This window comes from Paracoccus sp. JM45 (genome assembly GCF_003590715.1).
Lineage (GTDB): Bacteria > Pseudomonadota > Alphaproteobacteria > Rhodobacterales > Rhodobacteraceae > Paracoccus.
The window spans coordinates 1-14,181 of record NZ_QQVY01000008.1; the positions used below are offsets into that span (position 1 = coordinate 1).

Sequence of the window (14,181 nt, forward strand, 5' to 3'; positions counted from 1 at the left end):
CGTGCGCGGTCGAGATCGTGATGCCGCGTGCCTTTTCTTCGGGCGCGCCGTCGATCTGGTCATAGGCGCGGAAATCGCCGAAGTACTTCGTGATCGCTGCCGTCAGAGTTGTCTTGCCGTGGTCAACGTGACCGATGGTCCCGATGTTGACGTGCGGTTTGTTCCGTTCAAACTTTGCCTTTGCCATGTGGGCCTCCTGATCAGCGGGGCATGGCTGTTCGGCCCCGGATTTGACGTGCGCAGCGATGTATAAGCCGTCGAAAGGAAAATCAAGGGGATCATCAACGATCCCTGCCCTGTCCGGCATGACAACCACAGCCGCTTTTACCCTTTCCTTGCGCATGATCATTGTCGATGCGCCGCAAAGCCCCATATCCTTTGATGAAGATGCCCCGCAGCATCCTGCGCGGGCGCCAAATCATAAGGGGATTCGCATGAGCCTGATGAAAAGCCTGACCAAAGTTGCAGCCGGTGTCATGGTGGCCAAGGGGATCGGTGCCGTCATGAACAATCGTCAACAAACCAGCCAGACCCCGACCAGCGGGTCATCCGGTGGTGGCCTGTTGGGCAGCCTTCTGGGAAACAATACCGGGGGCACCGGCGGTGGCATGTCACAAACACTGGGACGCGCCTTGGGTGGCGGTTCGGGCCAGTCGGGTGGTGGCCTTGGCGGGTTGCTGGACAGCCTGTCGGGAAAATCGGGCGGGACCACCGGTTCGGGTGGCGGCATTGGTGGAATGCTGACCGGCCTGCTGGGCGGCGCGGCTGCTGGCGGTGCCGCAACCGGTCTGGCGCAAAAAGGTGCGCAGGAATCAAATAACGCCACCTTTGGCGACCTCTTTAACGATTCGATTGCCAATGGCGGTGAACCCACTGTTGCCCCGACCGTCGAACAGAATGCCGTCGCAGGCCTGATGCTGCGTGCCATGATCCAGGCCGCCAAATCCGATGGCCATATCGATGATGCCGAAAAGCAGCGCCTGTTGGGGCATCTGGGTGATGATCTGGACGATGACGAACGCCAGTTCATCCGCGACCAGATGGCCGCCCCCGTCAATGCACAAGGTCTGGCTGCCGAAGTCCCCGAGGGGATGGAATCCCAGGTCTATCTGATGTCCCTGCTGGCCATCGATTTCGACAGCGAGGCCGAGGCCCGTTATCTGAACGATCTGGCCACAGCGATGAAGCTGGACCGTGCTGCAGTTAATCAGATCCATGAAAAAGCCGGTGTCATGCCCTTGTACAACCAAGACTGATACCTGCGCGGCTGCGTGGACCCCATGCAGCCGCATAGCATTATCGTGATGGTCGATACGCAAGATTGATCAAAAGCGCCTGCTCTGCCACTCTGACATCTTACACCTATGTCCGAACAGCAGGAGCCAGCCATGCGCCAGTCCATTCTTGTCGCCTCCCTTTGCCTTATCGGCAGCGCCGCCTTGGCAACCCCCGCCGAAGATGCGCTGGAAGCGCGCCACGGGTTGATGAAAATGATCTCGATGGAAATGGGCACCCTTGCAGGGATGGCCAAAGGCGAGGTGGATTACGATGAAACTGCAGCTAGCGCCGCTGCCAAAAACCTGATGGCGCTGGCGCAATATGATGCACCAAAGCTGTTTATCGAAGGCACATCCTCGGATGACATGGAGGGCTCGGACGCTTTGCCCGCCATCTGGTCCGACACCGAAGATTTCGCCGCCAGATACGCCAGCTTTGCCACCGCAACCGACGGCATCGATCAGGAAGTCATGGGCGGTCAAGGCAACCTCGGGCCGGTTCTGCAAAAACTGGGCAGCACCTGCAGCGAATGCCACAAACCCTATCGCGCAGACCGCTGATGCACGCCCGGCAGGCACAAAAGGTCAAGGTTTGGGATCCGGTTCTGCGGATCTTCCACTGGTCGCTGGCAACCCTGGTGATCGCGAACTGGCTGCTGGGCAAATTCGGTCCGACGGTGAAAACCTATCATTTCTGGATCGGCTATACGATTCTGGGTCTGGTGATCTTCCGCATCATCTGGGGGATCATCGGGCCTGATCCGGCACGATTCGTGAATTTCCTGCGCGGGCCCAAGGCGACGCTAGCCTATATGCGCCATCTGCCCCGCCGCCAGCCGAGCCTGTCACCGGGCCACAACCCGATGGGTGCGCTGTCGGTCATTGCGATTTTGCTGGTGCTGTTGTGGCAGGTCGGCAGCGGTCTGGTCATGGACCCTGACGATTTCATCAACGTCGGTCCTTTGGCGGATCAGGTCAGCCGCGACATCAACCGTTCAGCTGTCGGCTGGCACAGCTTGGGGGCAGATCTGATTTTTGTCGTGGTCGTCCTGCATATTGCCGCCATTGCCTTCTATCGCATCTGGAAGCACGAGGATCTGGTCCGCCCGATGATCACAGGTTGGAAGTGGGTTCGCAAAGGTTAACCCGCCTTTGCAGGAACCAAGAACGCGGGACTTTGTTGGCTTCGTGAAACAACCGCACGAGGTTACGATGTCCAGTGACAGCATCCAGCCGCCGTTCCGCAGCGGCGCAATTTCCGACCCCACGCTGCATGTTCCGGATTTTCCGGCACAAGAACAGGCCTTCCCCGGTCTGGCCCGCGAAATGTCCCCCCTGCCCGATCATGGTGAGACGAGCTATCGCGGGACAGGTCGCCTGACGGGCAAACGCGCCCTGATCACCGGCGGCGACAGCGGGATCGGCGCGGCCACCGCCATCGCCTTTGCCCGTGAAGGGGCCGACGTCGCCATCACCTATCTGCCTGATGAACAGGCCGATGCCGACCGCGTGGTCGCCTCTATCCGTGCTGACGGACGGACAGCCGTCGCGATTCCGGGCGATCTGCGCGAAGAAGCTTTCTGTAAAGAGATGGTCGAAAGCGCCACGTCCCAATTGGGTGGATTGGACATTCTGGTGAATAACGCCGGACGCCAGCAGTTCTGCAACCATCTGGAGGACCTGACGACCGAAAACTTTGACGCCACGATGAAGACAAACATCTATGCGCCTTTCTGGGTAACGCGCGCCGCATTGCCGCATATGTCCAAAGGTGCGTCGATCATCATCACGTCTTCGGTGCAGGCATTTTCACCTTCGGCACATCTGTTCGACTATGCCCAATCCAAGGCGGCGAATGTCGCCTATGCCAAGTCACTGGCCAAACAACTGGCCCCGCGCGGCATTCGCGTGAATGCGGTCTGTCCCGGTCCTTACTGGACGCCGCTGCAAACCAGCGGTGGCCAACCCACTGAAAAAGCGATGGAGCACGGGAAAAGCGCGCCCCTTGGCCGTCCGGGCCAGCCGGTCGAAATTGCCCCGATCTATGTGCTGCTCGCCTCGGATGAGGGCAGCTATATCACCGGTGAATATTTCGGATCCGTTGGCGGCAGCGGATTGTAAAACACAAAGGGCGGGGAATTTCCCCGCCCTTTCTATTCAGTTTCCGGCAAATTTGTTATCGCGCGGAAAACCCCTTGGCGCCATCCGCCCCGAAGTTCCCCGTTTGCCGATCCAGTCCGACAGATCGCTTTCGGTGCGGGTTTTGCCCCCGCCCATCGGCCATGACATGCCCTCGGCCAGCGTCAGGGTAATGGCATCGGTCAGGAATTCATCCTTGAACAGACCGCCCGGCTTCAGTTTCATCAGGCGAACGCCTTTGCCGCGCGACATTTCCGGCAATTCTGTCAAGGAGAAAACCAGCATCCGGCGTGTGCCTGCCACTACGGCAACATGGTCACCCGTCACGGGGCGGCACAGCAAAGCCTCTCCGTTCAGGACCTGCTTGCCGGATTTGGTCTGCGCCATAATATCTGCCGAACTGACGATAAACCCGTTCGCATCCTTGGAGGCGACCAGATATTTCGCACCAGCCTGCCACGGGAACATGGCGATCACCTCAGCCTCGTTCGGCAGATCGACCATCAGACGCAAAGGCTCGCCCATACCGCGCCCGCCGGGCAGAGTATTGGTTGCCAGCGTATAGAACCGCCCGTTCGAGGCATAGACCATCAGCTTGTCGGTCGTTTCCGCATGGACGGCAAAGCCCGGTCCATCGCCATCCTTGAACTTCAGTTCCGCATCAAGCGGTTGATGGCCCTTCATCGTACGGATCCAGCCCATCTTCGACAGGATCACCGTCACGGGTTCGCGCTCGATCATCGCGTCCATATCGATGACCAGCGTTTCGCCTTCTTCCTGAATCCGCGTGCGGCGCTGACCTTCGGGGGTGGATTTGCCAAAGAGGTTGCGCACCTCTTTCAACTCGTCCGAGATTTTGCCCCATTGCAGGGTTTCGCTGTCCAGCATCGCCTGCAAACCGGCACGTTCGTCCATCAGGGCATCGCGTTCGGCCCGCAGTTCGATTTCTTCCAGCTTGCGCAGGGCGCGCAGACGCATGTTCAGGATCGCTTCGACCTGAACATCGCTCAGCTTGAATTCGGCGATCATCAGGGCTTTGGGCTCATCCTCGTAGCGGATGATCTCGATCACGCGATCAAGGTTCAGATAGGCAACTAGATAGCCTTCCAAGACCTCAAGCCGTGCGGCGATCTTTTCCAGACGGAAGTTCGTGCGGCGGACCAGCACCTCGCGGCGGTGGTCAAGGAAAGCGCGCAGAACCTCTTTCAGGCTGCAGACCTTGGGCACGCGGCCATCGATCAGCACGTTCATGTTCAGGTTGAACTTGATTTCCAGATCACAGGACCGGAACAGCGCACCCATCAATTGTTCAGGATCAACCGTGCGGTTCTTGGGTTCCAGAACAATGCGGATGTCTTCGGCGGATTCGTCGCGCACATCACCCAAGATCGGGATTTTACGTGTGTGGATCAGCTCGGCCAGACGCTCGATCAATTTGGATTTTTGGACCTGATAGGGGATCTGCGTGACAACAATCTGCCACAACCCGCGACCCAGATCTTCCTGTTCCCAAGATGCGCGCACGCGGAAGGCACCACGTCCGGTGCGATAGGTTTCCGCGATGGATTCGCGGCTTTCGACGATGACGCCGCCTGTCGGGAAGTCCGGCCCCTGAATGATTCCCGCCAGCGTATCGTCGCGGGCTTCGGGGGTTTTGATCAGATGCAGGCAGGCATCGACAACATCATGCAGGTTATGTGGCGGAACGTTCGTGGCCATGCCAACCGCAATGCCTGACGACCCGTTGGCCAGCAGGTTCGGGAAGGCGGCGGGCAGGACCACAGGCTCGGTCAATGTGCCGTCGTAATTGGGGCGGAAATCGACCGAATCTTCCGTCAGGCCGGTCAGCAATGATTCTGATGCCTGCGCCAGACGCGCTTCGGTGTAACGGGCGGCGGCGGGGTTATCGCCGTCGATATTGCCAAAGTTCCCCTGACCATCGACCAGCGGATAGCGCATGGCAAAATCCTGCGCCAGACGGGCCATCGCATCATAGATCGCGGCATCGCCATGCGGGTGATAGTTGCCCATCACATCGCCGGTGATCTTGGCCGATTTACGGAACGGCCCGTTCGGCGCAAGGCGCAATTCGCGCATCGCATAAAGAATGCGGCGATGCACAGGTTTCAGGCCGTCACGCGCATCGGGCAAGGCGCGATGCATAATCGTGGACAGCGCATAGGTCAGATACCGTTCGCCAATAGCCCGGCTGAGCGGTTCTGTTTCAAAGCCCTTATCGGGTGCGGGAAGTTGATCATCGGACATGCGTCTTGGATAGGCTGCGTGGCCCTGACGGTCCAGACGGAAATGCATGCCATCCGGTTGGCCTTATGTCCTCATTTGGTTTAATGGTGCCTGAAACGCGTTGCGAAGGGCTGCAGGATGATCAGACTTGGATTGCTGATGCTGGCAACATTGCTGGGGCTTTTTGTGGCGTTGCAGACCTTCGGGACCGGTGATCTGCGCAGCCGCCAGCACCCCCCGCGCCCCGAAAAACCGGTCAGCGCGGCGCAGGATGCAGGCCGCGACCCCTTGGCGCAGACGGCCCCCATCCAGCCGGTTGTGCAGGCCGAAGCACAGACACCCGAAAAAAAGATCGAATATCCGGGACCGGAGCTTGTCCCTTCGCCCGAATATGCGGGGCGCACGCCAGCGGCCCCTGCGGTGGTTCTGGGCGAAGATGGTGAGATCATGTATGTGACGGCATCACGGGTAAATATGCGGTCGGGTCCGGGCACGCAGAATTCGGTCGTCGACAGTCTGGCGCGCGGCACCGCGGTCGAGGCTGTGGCCAGCGCCGACGGCGATTGGGTGCAGATCCGCACCGCACAGGACCAGTTGGGCTATGTATCGGGGCAGTTCCTGTCGCCTGACGCACCATGATAAAGCCTCGCGTTCTGATCACCGGCTGTTCGTCAGGCATCGGCCTTGATGCGGCGCGTCACTTGCAGGCGAATGGCTGGGATGTCATCGCAACCTGTCGCAAACCTGAAAACATCGCCGCCCGTCAGGCAGAAGGGATGGAATGCCTGCATCTGGAACTGTCAGACGAAGACAGCGTCGCGGCCTGTGTCGCGCAGGCATTGGCGGGCGGCCCGATCGATGCGCTGGTCAATAACGCTGCCTTCGCCCTGCCCGGCGCGGTCGAAGATATGCCGCGCGGTGCGATGCGCGCCATTCTGGAAACCAACCTGCTGGGCACCCATGATCTGACCACGCGCCTGATTCCGCATTTCCGCCAACGGGGCGCGGGACGGATCGTGACCATCAGCTCGGTCCTCGGGCTGGTCGGCATTCCTTGGCGCGGCCCCTATGTCACCAGCAAATTCGCGCTTGAGGGGCTGACCGATGTCCTGCGGCTGGAAATGCACGGCACGCCCGTCAAGATTGTGCTAATCGAACCCGGCCCCATCACCAGCCGCATCCGTGAAAATGCCATTCCGCATTTCGAAAAATGGGTCGATTGGCAGGCCAGCCCGCGTGTCGAACAATATCGTGCCAGCCTGCTGAAGCGGCTTTACGAACCTTCGGGCAAGGACCGGTTCGAATTACCACCATCTGCTGTCAGCGCACGTATCCTGACTGCTTTGACAGTGCCGGACCCCAAAGCGCGTTACTATGTCACAGCGCCGACGCGCATATCGGCGGTGGCGCGGCGGGTTCTGCCGGGGCGCGCTCTGGACTGGTTTGCGCGGCGCAGTTAATCTTTGCGCCGAAAGGCGGTGCGCCCATGCAAGATAAATCCCTGTTTGTCGTCTCTGTTCTGGCCATCGGCGTTGTGCTGGCGGTTCTGATGACCGGTATCGGCGGCTTTGCCCGTGGCGGCGAATTCAACAAGAAACATGGAAACCGGATGATGCGCTGGCGGCTTTATGCACAGGCAGCCGCAATCGTCATCATGCTGCTTTTCGTCTGGTGGAGGGCCTGAACCATGGTCGTGCTGAACAAGATCTATACCCGTACCGGCGATAAGGGCGACACCGCCCTGTCGGACGGCAGCCGTGTGGCCAAACATGATCCGCGTGTCGAAGCCTATGGCACGGTTGATGAACTGAACGCCACGCTTGGCCTGTGCCGCCAACATGCCACCGGCGATCTGGCCCGACAAATGGCAGTGATCCAGAACGATCTGTTCGATCTGGGCGCAGACCTGTCACGCCCGAATATGGCGGCTGACGATCAGGCGGGTTACCCTGTGCTGCGCATCATTGACGCACAGGTGGATCGGCTTGAGGCCGAGATCGACGTGATGAACACCGACCTGCAGCCGCTACGCAGCTTTATCCTGCCCGGCGGGACTGCATTGGCTGCGCATCTGCATCTGTCGCGCACTGTCGCGCGCCGCGCCGAACGCCGCGCGACCGAAATGCTGGTGGCTGGTGACGTGAACCCTGCGGCCATCCGCTATCTGAACCGGCTGTCCGATTGGCTGTTCGTGGCGGGACGTGTGGCCAATAACGGGGGGACCGATGACATCCTGTGGGTGCCGGGGGCCAGCCGTTAACCTATGAAAACAAAGGGGTTCCTGCCGCGATTTTCTGCAAACGCTGCGTCTTTTCGCGTTTTTGCACTGTTATCGCGGCGTTTCCCTGTCTAACAATTTGCCCGGACAGATGACGCATATAAGGGAGAGAGACCAATGAAGGTGCTCGTGCCAGTCAAGCGCGTGATCGACTATAACGTGAAGGCCCGTGTCAAAGCGGACGGATCGGGTGTCGATCTGGCCAACGTTAAAATGTCGATGAACCCATTCGACGAAATCGCCGTCGAGGAAGCCATCCGCCTGAAGGAAAAAGGCGTTGCAACCGAAGTTGTCGCCGTATCCATCGGCGTCAAGCAATCCGCCGAAACGCTGCGTACCGCGCTGGCGATGGGTGCGGACCGTGCGATCCTTGTGATTGCAGCCGACGACGTCCATCAGGATATCGAACCGCTGGCCGTCGCCAAGATCTTGAAAGCCGTGATCGATGAGGAACAGCCCCGTCTGGTCATCGCCGGCAAGCAGGCGATCGACAACGACATGAACGCCACCGGCCAGATGCTGTCCGCCCTGCTGGGTTGGAGCCAGGCAACCTTTGCCAGCAAGCTGGACATCGAAGGCGACGCAGCCAAGGTCACCCGCGAAGTCGACGGCGGCCTGCAGACCATCGAGGTCACGCTGCCCGCGATCATCACTGCAGACCTGCGCCTGAACGAACCGCGCTATGCGTCCTTGCCAAACATCATGAAGGCGAAGAAAAAGCCCTTGGATGAAAAGACCGCCGCCGATTACGGCGTCGATGTCACGCCGCGCCTGACGGTTGTCAGCACGCGCGAACCCGAAGGCCGTCAGGCCGGGATCAAGGTCGGCTCGGTCGATGAACTGGTGTCGAAACTGAAAGAAGCGGGGGTCGTGTGATGGCTGTTCTACTTCTTGCCGAAGTCACCAATGGTGAACTTAGCCGCGATGCGACGGCCAAAGCCGTTGCCGCAGTCCAGCCTCTGGGCGATGTGACCCTGCTGTGTGCAGGGGCATCCGCCCGTGCCGCCGCAGACGAAGCCGCCAAGATCGACGGCGTTGCCAAGGTGCTGGTCGCCGAGGATGCGCGCTATGGCCATCGCTTGGCCGAACCGACTGCCGCGCTGATCGTCAGCCTTGCGGGCGATTACAGCCATATCGTCGCGCCCGCCACGACCGATGCCAAGAACGTCGTGCCGCGCGTGGCCGCCTTGCTGGACGTGATGGTGATGTCGGATGTGTCCGCCGTTATCGACGCTGACACGTTCGAGCGTCCGGTCTATGCCGGTAACGCAATCCAGACGGTCAAATCTACCGATGCGACCAAGGTCATGACCATCCGCACCGCCAGCTTTGACGCAGCGGGCGAAGGCGGATCGGCTGCGGTTTCCGATGCGGCAATTGCCGATGATCCGGCGCTGTCGAAATGGGTCTCGGACGAGGTTGCCGAAAGCGACCGCCCCGAGCTGACCTCGGCGGGTCGTGTGGTTTCGGGTGGTCGTGCGCTTGGTTCGAAAGAACAATTCGCCATCATCGAGGCGCTGGCCGACAAGATGAATGCAGCCGTCGGTGCATCGCGTGCGGCAGTTGATTCGGGTTATGCGCCGAACGACTGGCAGGTCGGGCAGACCGGCAAAGTGGTCGCGCCGGACCTGTATGTTGCCATCGGCATTTCAGGTGCAATTCAGCATCTGGCCGGTATGAAGGACAGCAAAGTCATTGTCGCCATCAACAAGGACGAAGAAGCGCCGATCTTCCAGATTGCCGACTACGGTCTGGTTGGCGATCTGTTCACCATCGTGCCGGAACTGACCGAAAAGCTGTAAGGCTTCCGACAATCCGACCTGAACCGCCCCCGATATTTTCGGGGGCGGTTTTGCATTGCAGCACCTTTCCCCCCGCCCTATCGTCACGTCCAAAGAATATGAGGGTGCAAAATGGCAATTCAGTCGGTTGGCGTGATCGGTGCGGGTCAGATGGGCAACGGAATTGCCCATGTCTTTGCACTTGCGGGGTTCGACGTTCTGATCAACGACATCAATCAGGATGCGCTTGATAAGGCAGTCTCGCTGATTGATCGTAATCTGGAACGGCAGGTCAGCCGTGACAAGATCAGCGCCCGGATCAAATCCGATGCCATGGCCCATATTAAAACTACGCTGAAACTGTCCGAATTGGGCCAATGTGATCTGGTAATCGAGGCTGCGACCGAACGCGAAACGGTCAAACAGGCAATTTTCGAAGATCTTGTTCCGCATCTGAAGCCTGAAACGATCCTGACCTCGAACACCTCCTCCATCTCGATCACGCGTTTGGCCAGCCGCACCGACCGGCCAGAAAAATTCATGGGTTTCCACTTTATGAACCCCGTTCCCGTGATGCAGCTGGTCGAGCTGATCCGCGGAATTGCGACGGATGAACCAACCTATACCGCCTTGCACGAGGTGGTTGAAAAACTGGGCAAGACCTCTGCCACGGCAGAAGATTTCCCCGCCTTTATCGTCAATCGCATTCTGATGCCGATGATCAACGAAGCTGTTTATACGCTGTATGAAGGCGTCGGATCGGTCAGTTCGATCGACAGCGCGATGAAGCTGGGGACCAATCATCCCATGGGACCGCTGGAACTGGCGGATTTCATCGGTCTGGATACCTGTCTTGCGATCATGAATGTCCTGCATGACGGTCTGGCAGATACGAAATACCGCCCCTGCCCGCTGCTAACCAAATACGTCGAGGCTGGTTGGCTGGGCCGCAAAACCGGTCGCGGCTTTTACGACTATCGCGGCGAAACGCCGGTTCCGACCCGCTAAGGCCCGAAGTCAGGCGGCGGGGCCGTTCACCGGCCCCGCTTGTCGCATTACGCTGCGTCTTTGGGTGCGCGGCTTTCCATGAACTGATCGAATTCGGCTTTATCCTTGGCTTCGCGCAGCTTCTGCAGGAAGCCGATGAATTCGTTATGTTCATCCTCAAGGCGCTTGAGCGTCTGTTCGCGGTAAGCGTCGAAAGCATGGTTGCCCGTGCTGGGCGCGGCATAGGTGGCGCGGGCCGTATAGCTGCGCTTGTTACATCCGAACATACGTTTGCTCCAAATCATATAGGTTAATAGGGCCAGACCAACCGGCCAGAAGGCGATGAAGCCAAGGATCATCGCAGCGATCCAAGCGGGTCGCCCCTTGCTGTCCAGCCAGTCACGACCGCGCGCTAGAAAATCGCTGAAACGCGTCTTGGCGGGATCGGCCGGATAGATTGCCTGAGTGGCGGTGTTCATGTGGTGTTACTCCCAATGTTAATGTTAATCACATTTACATAGATTGGCATGACAGGGCCATCCGTCAAGGGTTCAAGGATGAAATTTCAATCGGGGATCAGGCCAAGCCCGCGCAGATAGATGATCGCGCCACTTTCCAGCATCTCGGACGGGGCCACGGGACTGCGGCTGCCGGGCTTGCCACGGGAAAACAATTCGACCACGCCGTGACTTAGCGCCCAGATATGGTTGGCCACCATGCGCGACGGCGGGCGCTTGTCGACAGGCAGGCGGATTGCCAAAGCCTCGGCTGCCGAGATCAAGACACCTTGTGCGCGATCGGACGCTGCAGAAAGCTCGGCGTTACCTGCGACCGAGATTCCTGATTCAAACATTGCCATATAGAAACCGGGCCGCGCTGCAGCGAAATCAAGATAGGCCTGGCCCGTGCGAAGGAAAGCCGTCAAAGGACGGGGACGGCCATCATCGAAGGCGGCCTTCAGCCTGTCGGCAAAATCGACGAACCCTTGGCGGGCAACCTCTTCCAGCAGGTCTTCACGTCCTTTGAAATGGCGATAGGGCGCGGCAGGGGACACACCTGCACGGCGCGCAGCCTCGGTCAGGGTGAAAGCTTGGGGGCCGTTTTCTTCAATCAGGGTGGCGGTCGCATCCACCAATGCCTGACGAAGATTGCCGTGATGATAGGATTTCCGGTCGGCCACTACATGCCTTCGCCGAAGAAATCCTTGACCAGGGCTTCAAGCGCGTCTGCCAGTTCCACAGCTTGCGGACCACTTGTGGTCACGCGGATTTCGCTGCCACGCGGGGCAGTCAGCATCAGCAGACCCATAATGGAATCGCCGGACACGCCCTGCCCGTCCTTTTCCACATGCGCCTGTGCATCAAAGCGTTCGACCACATCGACGAATTTCGCACTGGCCCGCGCATGCAGGCCTTTGACGTTAATGATTTCGAAGGTGCGCGTCACAGGTCCGGTCATCAGGCATGGCTTCTTGTAATGATGCCAGCCTCGGGCGGGACATTGTATGAATTGATATATTTGCGGCCAGCTTCCTTGGCAAAGGACACCGCATCGACAACCGACAGCTTACGCGATTTTGCCAGTTTGACCAGCATCGGCAAATTGGCACCGTAAAGGATCGTCCGGTCCTGCACCGCACAAGCGGGCAAAGACAGGTTCGAGGGTGATCCCCCGAACAGATCGGTCACCAGAATGACGCCATCGCCGCGATCCACAGCATCGGCGGCGTTTTTGATTTCCGCAGTTTTGGCCGCGCGGTCATGATCGTCTTCGATCGCGACAGCAGCGATACCCACCTGCGGGCCCACGACATGTTCAACCGCCGCGAGATATTCTCGCGCCAAGCCGCCATGTGCTACGATGACTATTCCGATCAACGCGTCCTACCAAGTTCAAAAGCCCGCGTCATCATGACGCCTGCCTCTGCGTCGGTTTTGCCTCGCCGTTAGGCGACGCGTCCCCGCCAGAGTGCAACGCCGCATTGCGACGCTCTAGTTCTCTATGTCTTATTGACACCGGCCAGCCAGCATTCGCAAGCGCCACGGCCATCTTTTCCACCAAAGTGACGGAACGGTGTTGCCCTCCGGTGCAGCCAAAGCCCACTGCCAGATGGGATTTACCCTCTTGCAGATGTGCGGGCAGCAGAAATTCAACCAGACCTTGGGTCCGGTCAAAGAATTCATCGAATCGCGGATCGGCAGTGACATGGTCTTGAACACGAGTGTCGCGACCGTCGAAGGCGCGCAAACAGGGTTCCCAATGCGGGTTCGCCAGAAAGCGGCAATCGAACATCACATCGACCCCACGCGGCACACCCCGTTTATAGCTGAAGGAATGCAGTGACACGCTCAGGCTTTTTTCAGGCTTCAGATCGAACCAGCGGGTCAGTTCCGCCTTCAGATCGTGGGGCGACAGTTCGGACGTATCAAGAAGCACATCGGCACGGGTCCGGATGGCCGCCAGCAGGTCGATTTCGGCCTGCACCCCTGCCATCGGTTCGCTATCCGGTGTCAGCGGATGGCGACGTCGTGTTTCATTATAACGGCGCACCAGCACATCGGCCTGACAGTCCAGAAACAACACCTCGGGGGAATATTGCGGCAGACGGGTCAGACGGTCGATGAGTTCGATCACGTTGCTTGATGAAAAATCCCGGTTGCGGACATCCAGCCCCAAGGCCAAAGGTTCCGGCCTCGCCGGACCGTCCAGCAAGCGCGGGATCAGCGACAACGGCAAGTTGTCGATCGCCTCGAATCCCAGATCCTCCAGCACGTTAATGGCGGTCGATCGCCCTGCCCCCGAGGGTCCGGTCACAAGCACCAGTCGCTGCACCCCTTCGGGCGGGTCTTCGGGGGTCGTGCTGTCGTCGGCCATCCGTCTTCCTTTATGCGTCAGGCGGGGCAGCTATGCCAAGCGATGTCCCAGCATCAACTGCCGCAACGCAGCATAAAGATGCGACCGATACGGCCCCGATACAAGGGGAACCCTGATCCCCAGCCATTCCTGATGGCGCAACTGTGGCAAACGATCCTCTTCCATATGTCCCAGATCGCAAGCCTGCGTCACGGGAACAGGGGCGGAAGGGGTGGCCTGCAAGATGCCGACACCGCGCGCCTCGATCTTGCCCAGCAGCGGATGTGGCGCTTGCGCAATCAATCGCCCTGCTGACAGACGCAGATCGGTGCGGTCATCAGCCACCAACAACGCACCCACTGCCATCAGCTGCAGCGCCACGGAAGATTTGCCAGATCCCGACGGGCCAAGAATGACCAGCCCTTTGCCGTTGATTGCCACAGTCGTTGCGTGAATCTGGATCATGCGAATCACCCTGCCTTCGGTTTTCGGGTTCACAAGCCTGATGGTCCGCCCGAAACTGTCGCAAGACTAGTCTGTTGGCGATAACATTCAAAGTTTGCGCTAACTGTTAGCGCTGGCTTCTTTCGCAATAAAAAGCCCGTGCTATAGCCGATTCATC

General features: G+C 59.2%; 19 protein-coding genes. 11 read left to right on the plus strand and 8 right to left on the minus strand.

What is annotated here, in order from left to right:
- On the minus strand, positions 1 to 349 hold a 349-nt coding region (locus tag DWB67_RS18360; RefSeq protein ID WP_255418654.1), incomplete at its 3' end, for a GTP-binding protein.
- 85 nt (positions 350 to 434) lie between these two features.
- Between DWB67_RS18360 and DWB67_RS11420 the strand changes: the two genes are divergently transcribed.
- From DWB67_RS11420 to DWB67_RS11435, 4 genes are all read left to right on the plus strand, one after another.
- The gene (locus DWB67_RS11420; RefSeq protein ID WP_119807792.1) at positions 435 to 1,256 is read left to right on the plus strand and encodes a DUF533 domain-containing protein; all 822 of its coding nucleotides are present in this window, start codon (positions 435 to 437) and stop codon (positions 1,254 to 1,256) included.
- 132 nt (positions 1,257 to 1,388) lie between these two features.
- Positions 1,389 to 1,838, plus strand: a complete 450-nt coding sequence (locus tag DWB67_RS11425) for a cytochrome c (RefSeq protein WP_119807679.1) — start codon at positions 1,389 to 1,391, stop codon at positions 1,836 to 1,838.
- Positions 1,808 to 2,422 carry a cytochrome b/b6 domain-containing protein gene (locus DWB67_RS11430; RefSeq protein ID WP_255418655.1) on the plus strand — a complete coding sequence of 205 codons (615 nt, stop codon included), beginning with the start codon at positions 1,808 to 1,810 and terminating at the stop codon, positions 2,420 to 2,422. Before DWB67_RS11425 ends, DWB67_RS11430 begins: the two co-directional genes overlap by 31 nt.
- Before the next feature lie 43 nt (positions 2,423 to 2,465).
- Positions 2,466 to 3,398: an SDR family oxidoreductase gene (locus DWB67_RS11435; protein WP_255418656.1), complete on the plus strand. Its 933-nt coding sequence runs from the start codon at positions 2,466 to 2,468 to the stop codon at positions 3,396 to 3,398.
- Positions 3,399 to 3,434: 36 nt separating this feature from the next.
- Here DWB67_RS11435 and parC read toward each other — a convergent pair whose 3' ends face one another.
- On the minus strand, positions 3,435 to 5,681 hold the full coding sequence (gene parC / locus DWB67_RS11440; protein WP_119807794.1) for a DNA topoisomerase IV subunit A: 2,247 nt from the start codon (positions 5,679 to 5,681) through the stop codon (positions 3,435 to 3,437).
- Positions 5,682 to 5,798: 117 nt separating this feature from the next.
- Between parC and DWB67_RS11445 the strand changes: the two genes are divergently transcribed.
- The 7 genes from DWB67_RS11445 (at position 5,799) to DWB67_RS11475 (ending at position 10,727) form a co-directional block, all read left to right on the plus strand.
- The gene (locus DWB67_RS11445; protein WP_119807681.1) at positions 5,799 to 6,299 is read left to right on the plus strand and encodes an SH3 domain-containing protein; all 501 of its coding nucleotides are present in this window, start codon (positions 5,799 to 5,801) and stop codon (positions 6,297 to 6,299) included.
- Positions 6,296 to 7,120, plus strand: coding sequence for an SDR family NAD(P)-dependent oxidoreductase (locus tag DWB67_RS11450; RefSeq protein WP_119807682.1), 825 nt, complete (start codon positions 6,296 to 6,298; stop codon positions 7,118 to 7,120). The genes DWB67_RS11445 and DWB67_RS11450 overlap by 4 nt, the downstream gene beginning before the upstream one ends.
- Before the next feature lie 26 nt (positions 7,121 to 7,146).
- A complete protein-coding gene (locus tag DWB67_RS11455) occupies positions 7,147 to 7,344 on the plus strand; it encodes a twin transmembrane helix small protein (protein WP_119807683.1) in 198 nt (65 codons plus the stop codon).
- 3 nt (positions 7,345 to 7,347) lie between these two features.
- Entirely contained in the window at positions 7,348 to 7,920 is a 573-nt protein-coding gene (locus DWB67_RS11460; RefSeq protein ID WP_119807684.1) for a cob(I)yrinic acid a,c-diamide adenosyltransferase, read from the plus strand.
- Between the two features lie 135 nt (positions 7,921 to 8,055).
- Entirely contained in the window at positions 8,056 to 8,814 is a 759-nt protein-coding gene (locus tag DWB67_RS11465) for an electron transfer flavoprotein subunit beta/FixA family protein (RefSeq protein WP_119807685.1), read from the plus strand.
- A complete protein-coding gene (locus DWB67_RS11470; RefSeq protein ID WP_119807686.1) occupies positions 8,814 to 9,740 on the plus strand; it encodes an electron transfer flavoprotein subunit alpha/FixB family protein in 927 nt (308 codons plus the stop codon). Before DWB67_RS11465 ends, DWB67_RS11470 begins: the two co-directional genes overlap by 1 nt.
- 111 nt (positions 9,741 to 9,851) lie before the next feature.
- Positions 9,852 to 10,727 carry a 3-hydroxybutyryl-CoA dehydrogenase gene (locus DWB67_RS11475; protein ID WP_119807687.1) on the plus strand — a complete coding sequence of 292 codons (876 nt, stop codon included), beginning with the start codon at positions 9,852 to 9,854 and terminating at the stop codon, positions 10,725 to 10,727.
- Between the two features lie 47 nt (positions 10,728 to 10,774).
- On the opposite strand, the gene DWB67_RS11480 is transcribed toward DWB67_RS11475, so the two are convergent.
- The 6 genes from DWB67_RS11480 to DWB67_RS11505 form a co-directional block, all read right to left on the minus strand.
- A complete protein-coding gene (locus DWB67_RS11480; RefSeq protein ID WP_119807688.1) occupies positions 10,775 to 11,185 on the minus strand; it encodes a DUF2852 domain-containing protein in 411 nt (136 codons plus the stop codon).
- Positions 11,186 to 11,271: 86 nt separating this feature from the next.
- Positions 11,272 to 11,886 carry a TetR/AcrR family transcriptional regulator gene (locus tag DWB67_RS11485; RefSeq protein ID WP_119807689.1) on the minus strand — a complete coding sequence of 205 codons (615 nt, stop codon included), beginning with the start codon at positions 11,884 to 11,886 and terminating at the stop codon, positions 11,272 to 11,274.
- A complete protein-coding gene (locus tag DWB67_RS11490) occupies positions 11,886 to 12,164 on the minus strand; it encodes an HPr family phosphocarrier protein (RefSeq protein WP_119807690.1) in 279 nt (92 codons plus the stop codon). Before DWB67_RS11490 ends, DWB67_RS11485 begins: the two co-directional genes overlap by 1 nt.
- Positions 12,164 to 12,583: a PTS sugar transporter subunit IIA gene (locus tag DWB67_RS11495; RefSeq protein ID WP_119807691.1), complete on the minus strand. Its 420-nt coding sequence runs from the start codon at positions 12,581 to 12,583 to the stop codon at positions 12,164 to 12,166. Before DWB67_RS11495 ends, DWB67_RS11490 begins: the two co-directional genes overlap by 1 nt.
- A 31-nt stretch (positions 12,584 to 12,614) precedes the next feature.
- Positions 12,615 to 13,580 carry an RNase adapter RapZ gene (rapZ, locus tag DWB67_RS11500; RefSeq protein WP_119807692.1) on the minus strand — a complete coding sequence of 322 codons (966 nt, stop codon included), beginning with the start codon at positions 13,578 to 13,580 and terminating at the stop codon, positions 12,615 to 12,617.
- Positions 13,581 to 13,610: 30 nt separating this feature from the next.
- The gene (locus DWB67_RS11505) at positions 13,611 to 14,024 is read right to left on the minus strand and encodes an HPr kinase/phosphorylase (protein WP_255418657.1); all 414 of its coding nucleotides are present in this window, start codon (positions 14,022 to 14,024) and stop codon (positions 13,611 to 13,613) included.
- Between the last annotated feature and the right edge of the window lie 157 nt (positions 14,025 to 14,181).

Bases quoted from the DNA above. Each gene is read 5' to 3' on its own strand.
- DWB67_RS11425 (WP_119807679.1), top strand. From the start codon at position 1,389: ATGCGCCAGTCCATTCTTGTCGCCTCCCTTTGCCTTATCGGCAGCGCC.
- rapZ (WP_119807692.1), bottom strand. From the start codon at position 13,580: ATGGCCGACGACAGCACGACCCCCGAAGACCCGCCCGAAGGGGTGCAG.
- DWB67_RS11430 (WP_255418655.1), top strand. From the start codon at position 1,808: ATGCCACAAACCCTATCGCGCAGACCGCTGATGCACGCCCGGCAGGCA.
- DWB67_RS11475 (WP_119807687.1), top strand. From the start codon at position 9,852: ATGGCAATTCAGTCGGTTGGCGTGATCGGTGCGGGTCAGATGGGCAAC.
- DWB67_RS11450 (WP_119807682.1), top strand. From the start codon at position 6,296: ATGATAAAGCCTCGCGTTCTGATCACCGGCTGTTCGTCAGGCATCGGC.
- DWB67_RS11455 (WP_119807683.1), top strand. From the start codon at position 7,147: ATGCAAGATAAATCCCTGTTTGTCGTCTCTGTTCTGGCCATCGGCGTT.
- DWB67_RS11505 (WP_255418657.1), bottom strand. From the start codon at position 14,024: ATGATCCAGATTCACGCAACGACTGTGGCAATCAACGGCAAAGGGCTG.
- DWB67_RS11490 (WP_119807690.1), bottom strand. From the start codon at position 12,164: ATGACCGGACCTGTGACGCGCACCTTCGAAATCATTAACGTCAAAGGC.
- DWB67_RS11480 (WP_119807688.1), bottom strand. From the start codon at position 11,185: ATGAACACCGCCACTCAGGCAATCTATCCGGCCGATCCCGCCAAGACG.
- DWB67_RS11465 (WP_119807685.1), top strand. From the start codon at position 8,056: ATGAAGGTGCTCGTGCCAGTCAAGCGCGTGATCGACTATAACGTGAAG.
- DWB67_RS11420 (WP_119807792.1), top strand. From the start codon at position 435: ATGAGCCTGATGAAAAGCCTGACCAAAGTTGCAGCCGGTGTCATGGTG.
- parC (WP_119807794.1), bottom strand. From the start codon at position 5,681: ATGTCCGATGATCAACTTCCCGCACCCGATAAGGGCTTTGAAACAGAA.
- DWB67_RS11470 (WP_119807686.1), top strand. From the start codon at position 8,814: ATGGCTGTTCTACTTCTTGCCGAAGTCACCAATGGTGAACTTAGCCGC.
- DWB67_RS11460 (WP_119807684.1), top strand. From the start codon at position 7,348: ATGGTCGTGCTGAACAAGATCTATACCCGTACCGGCGATAAGGGCGAC.
- DWB67_RS11445 (WP_119807681.1), top strand. From the start codon at position 5,799: ATGATCAGACTTGGATTGCTGATGCTGGCAACATTGCTGGGGCTTTTT.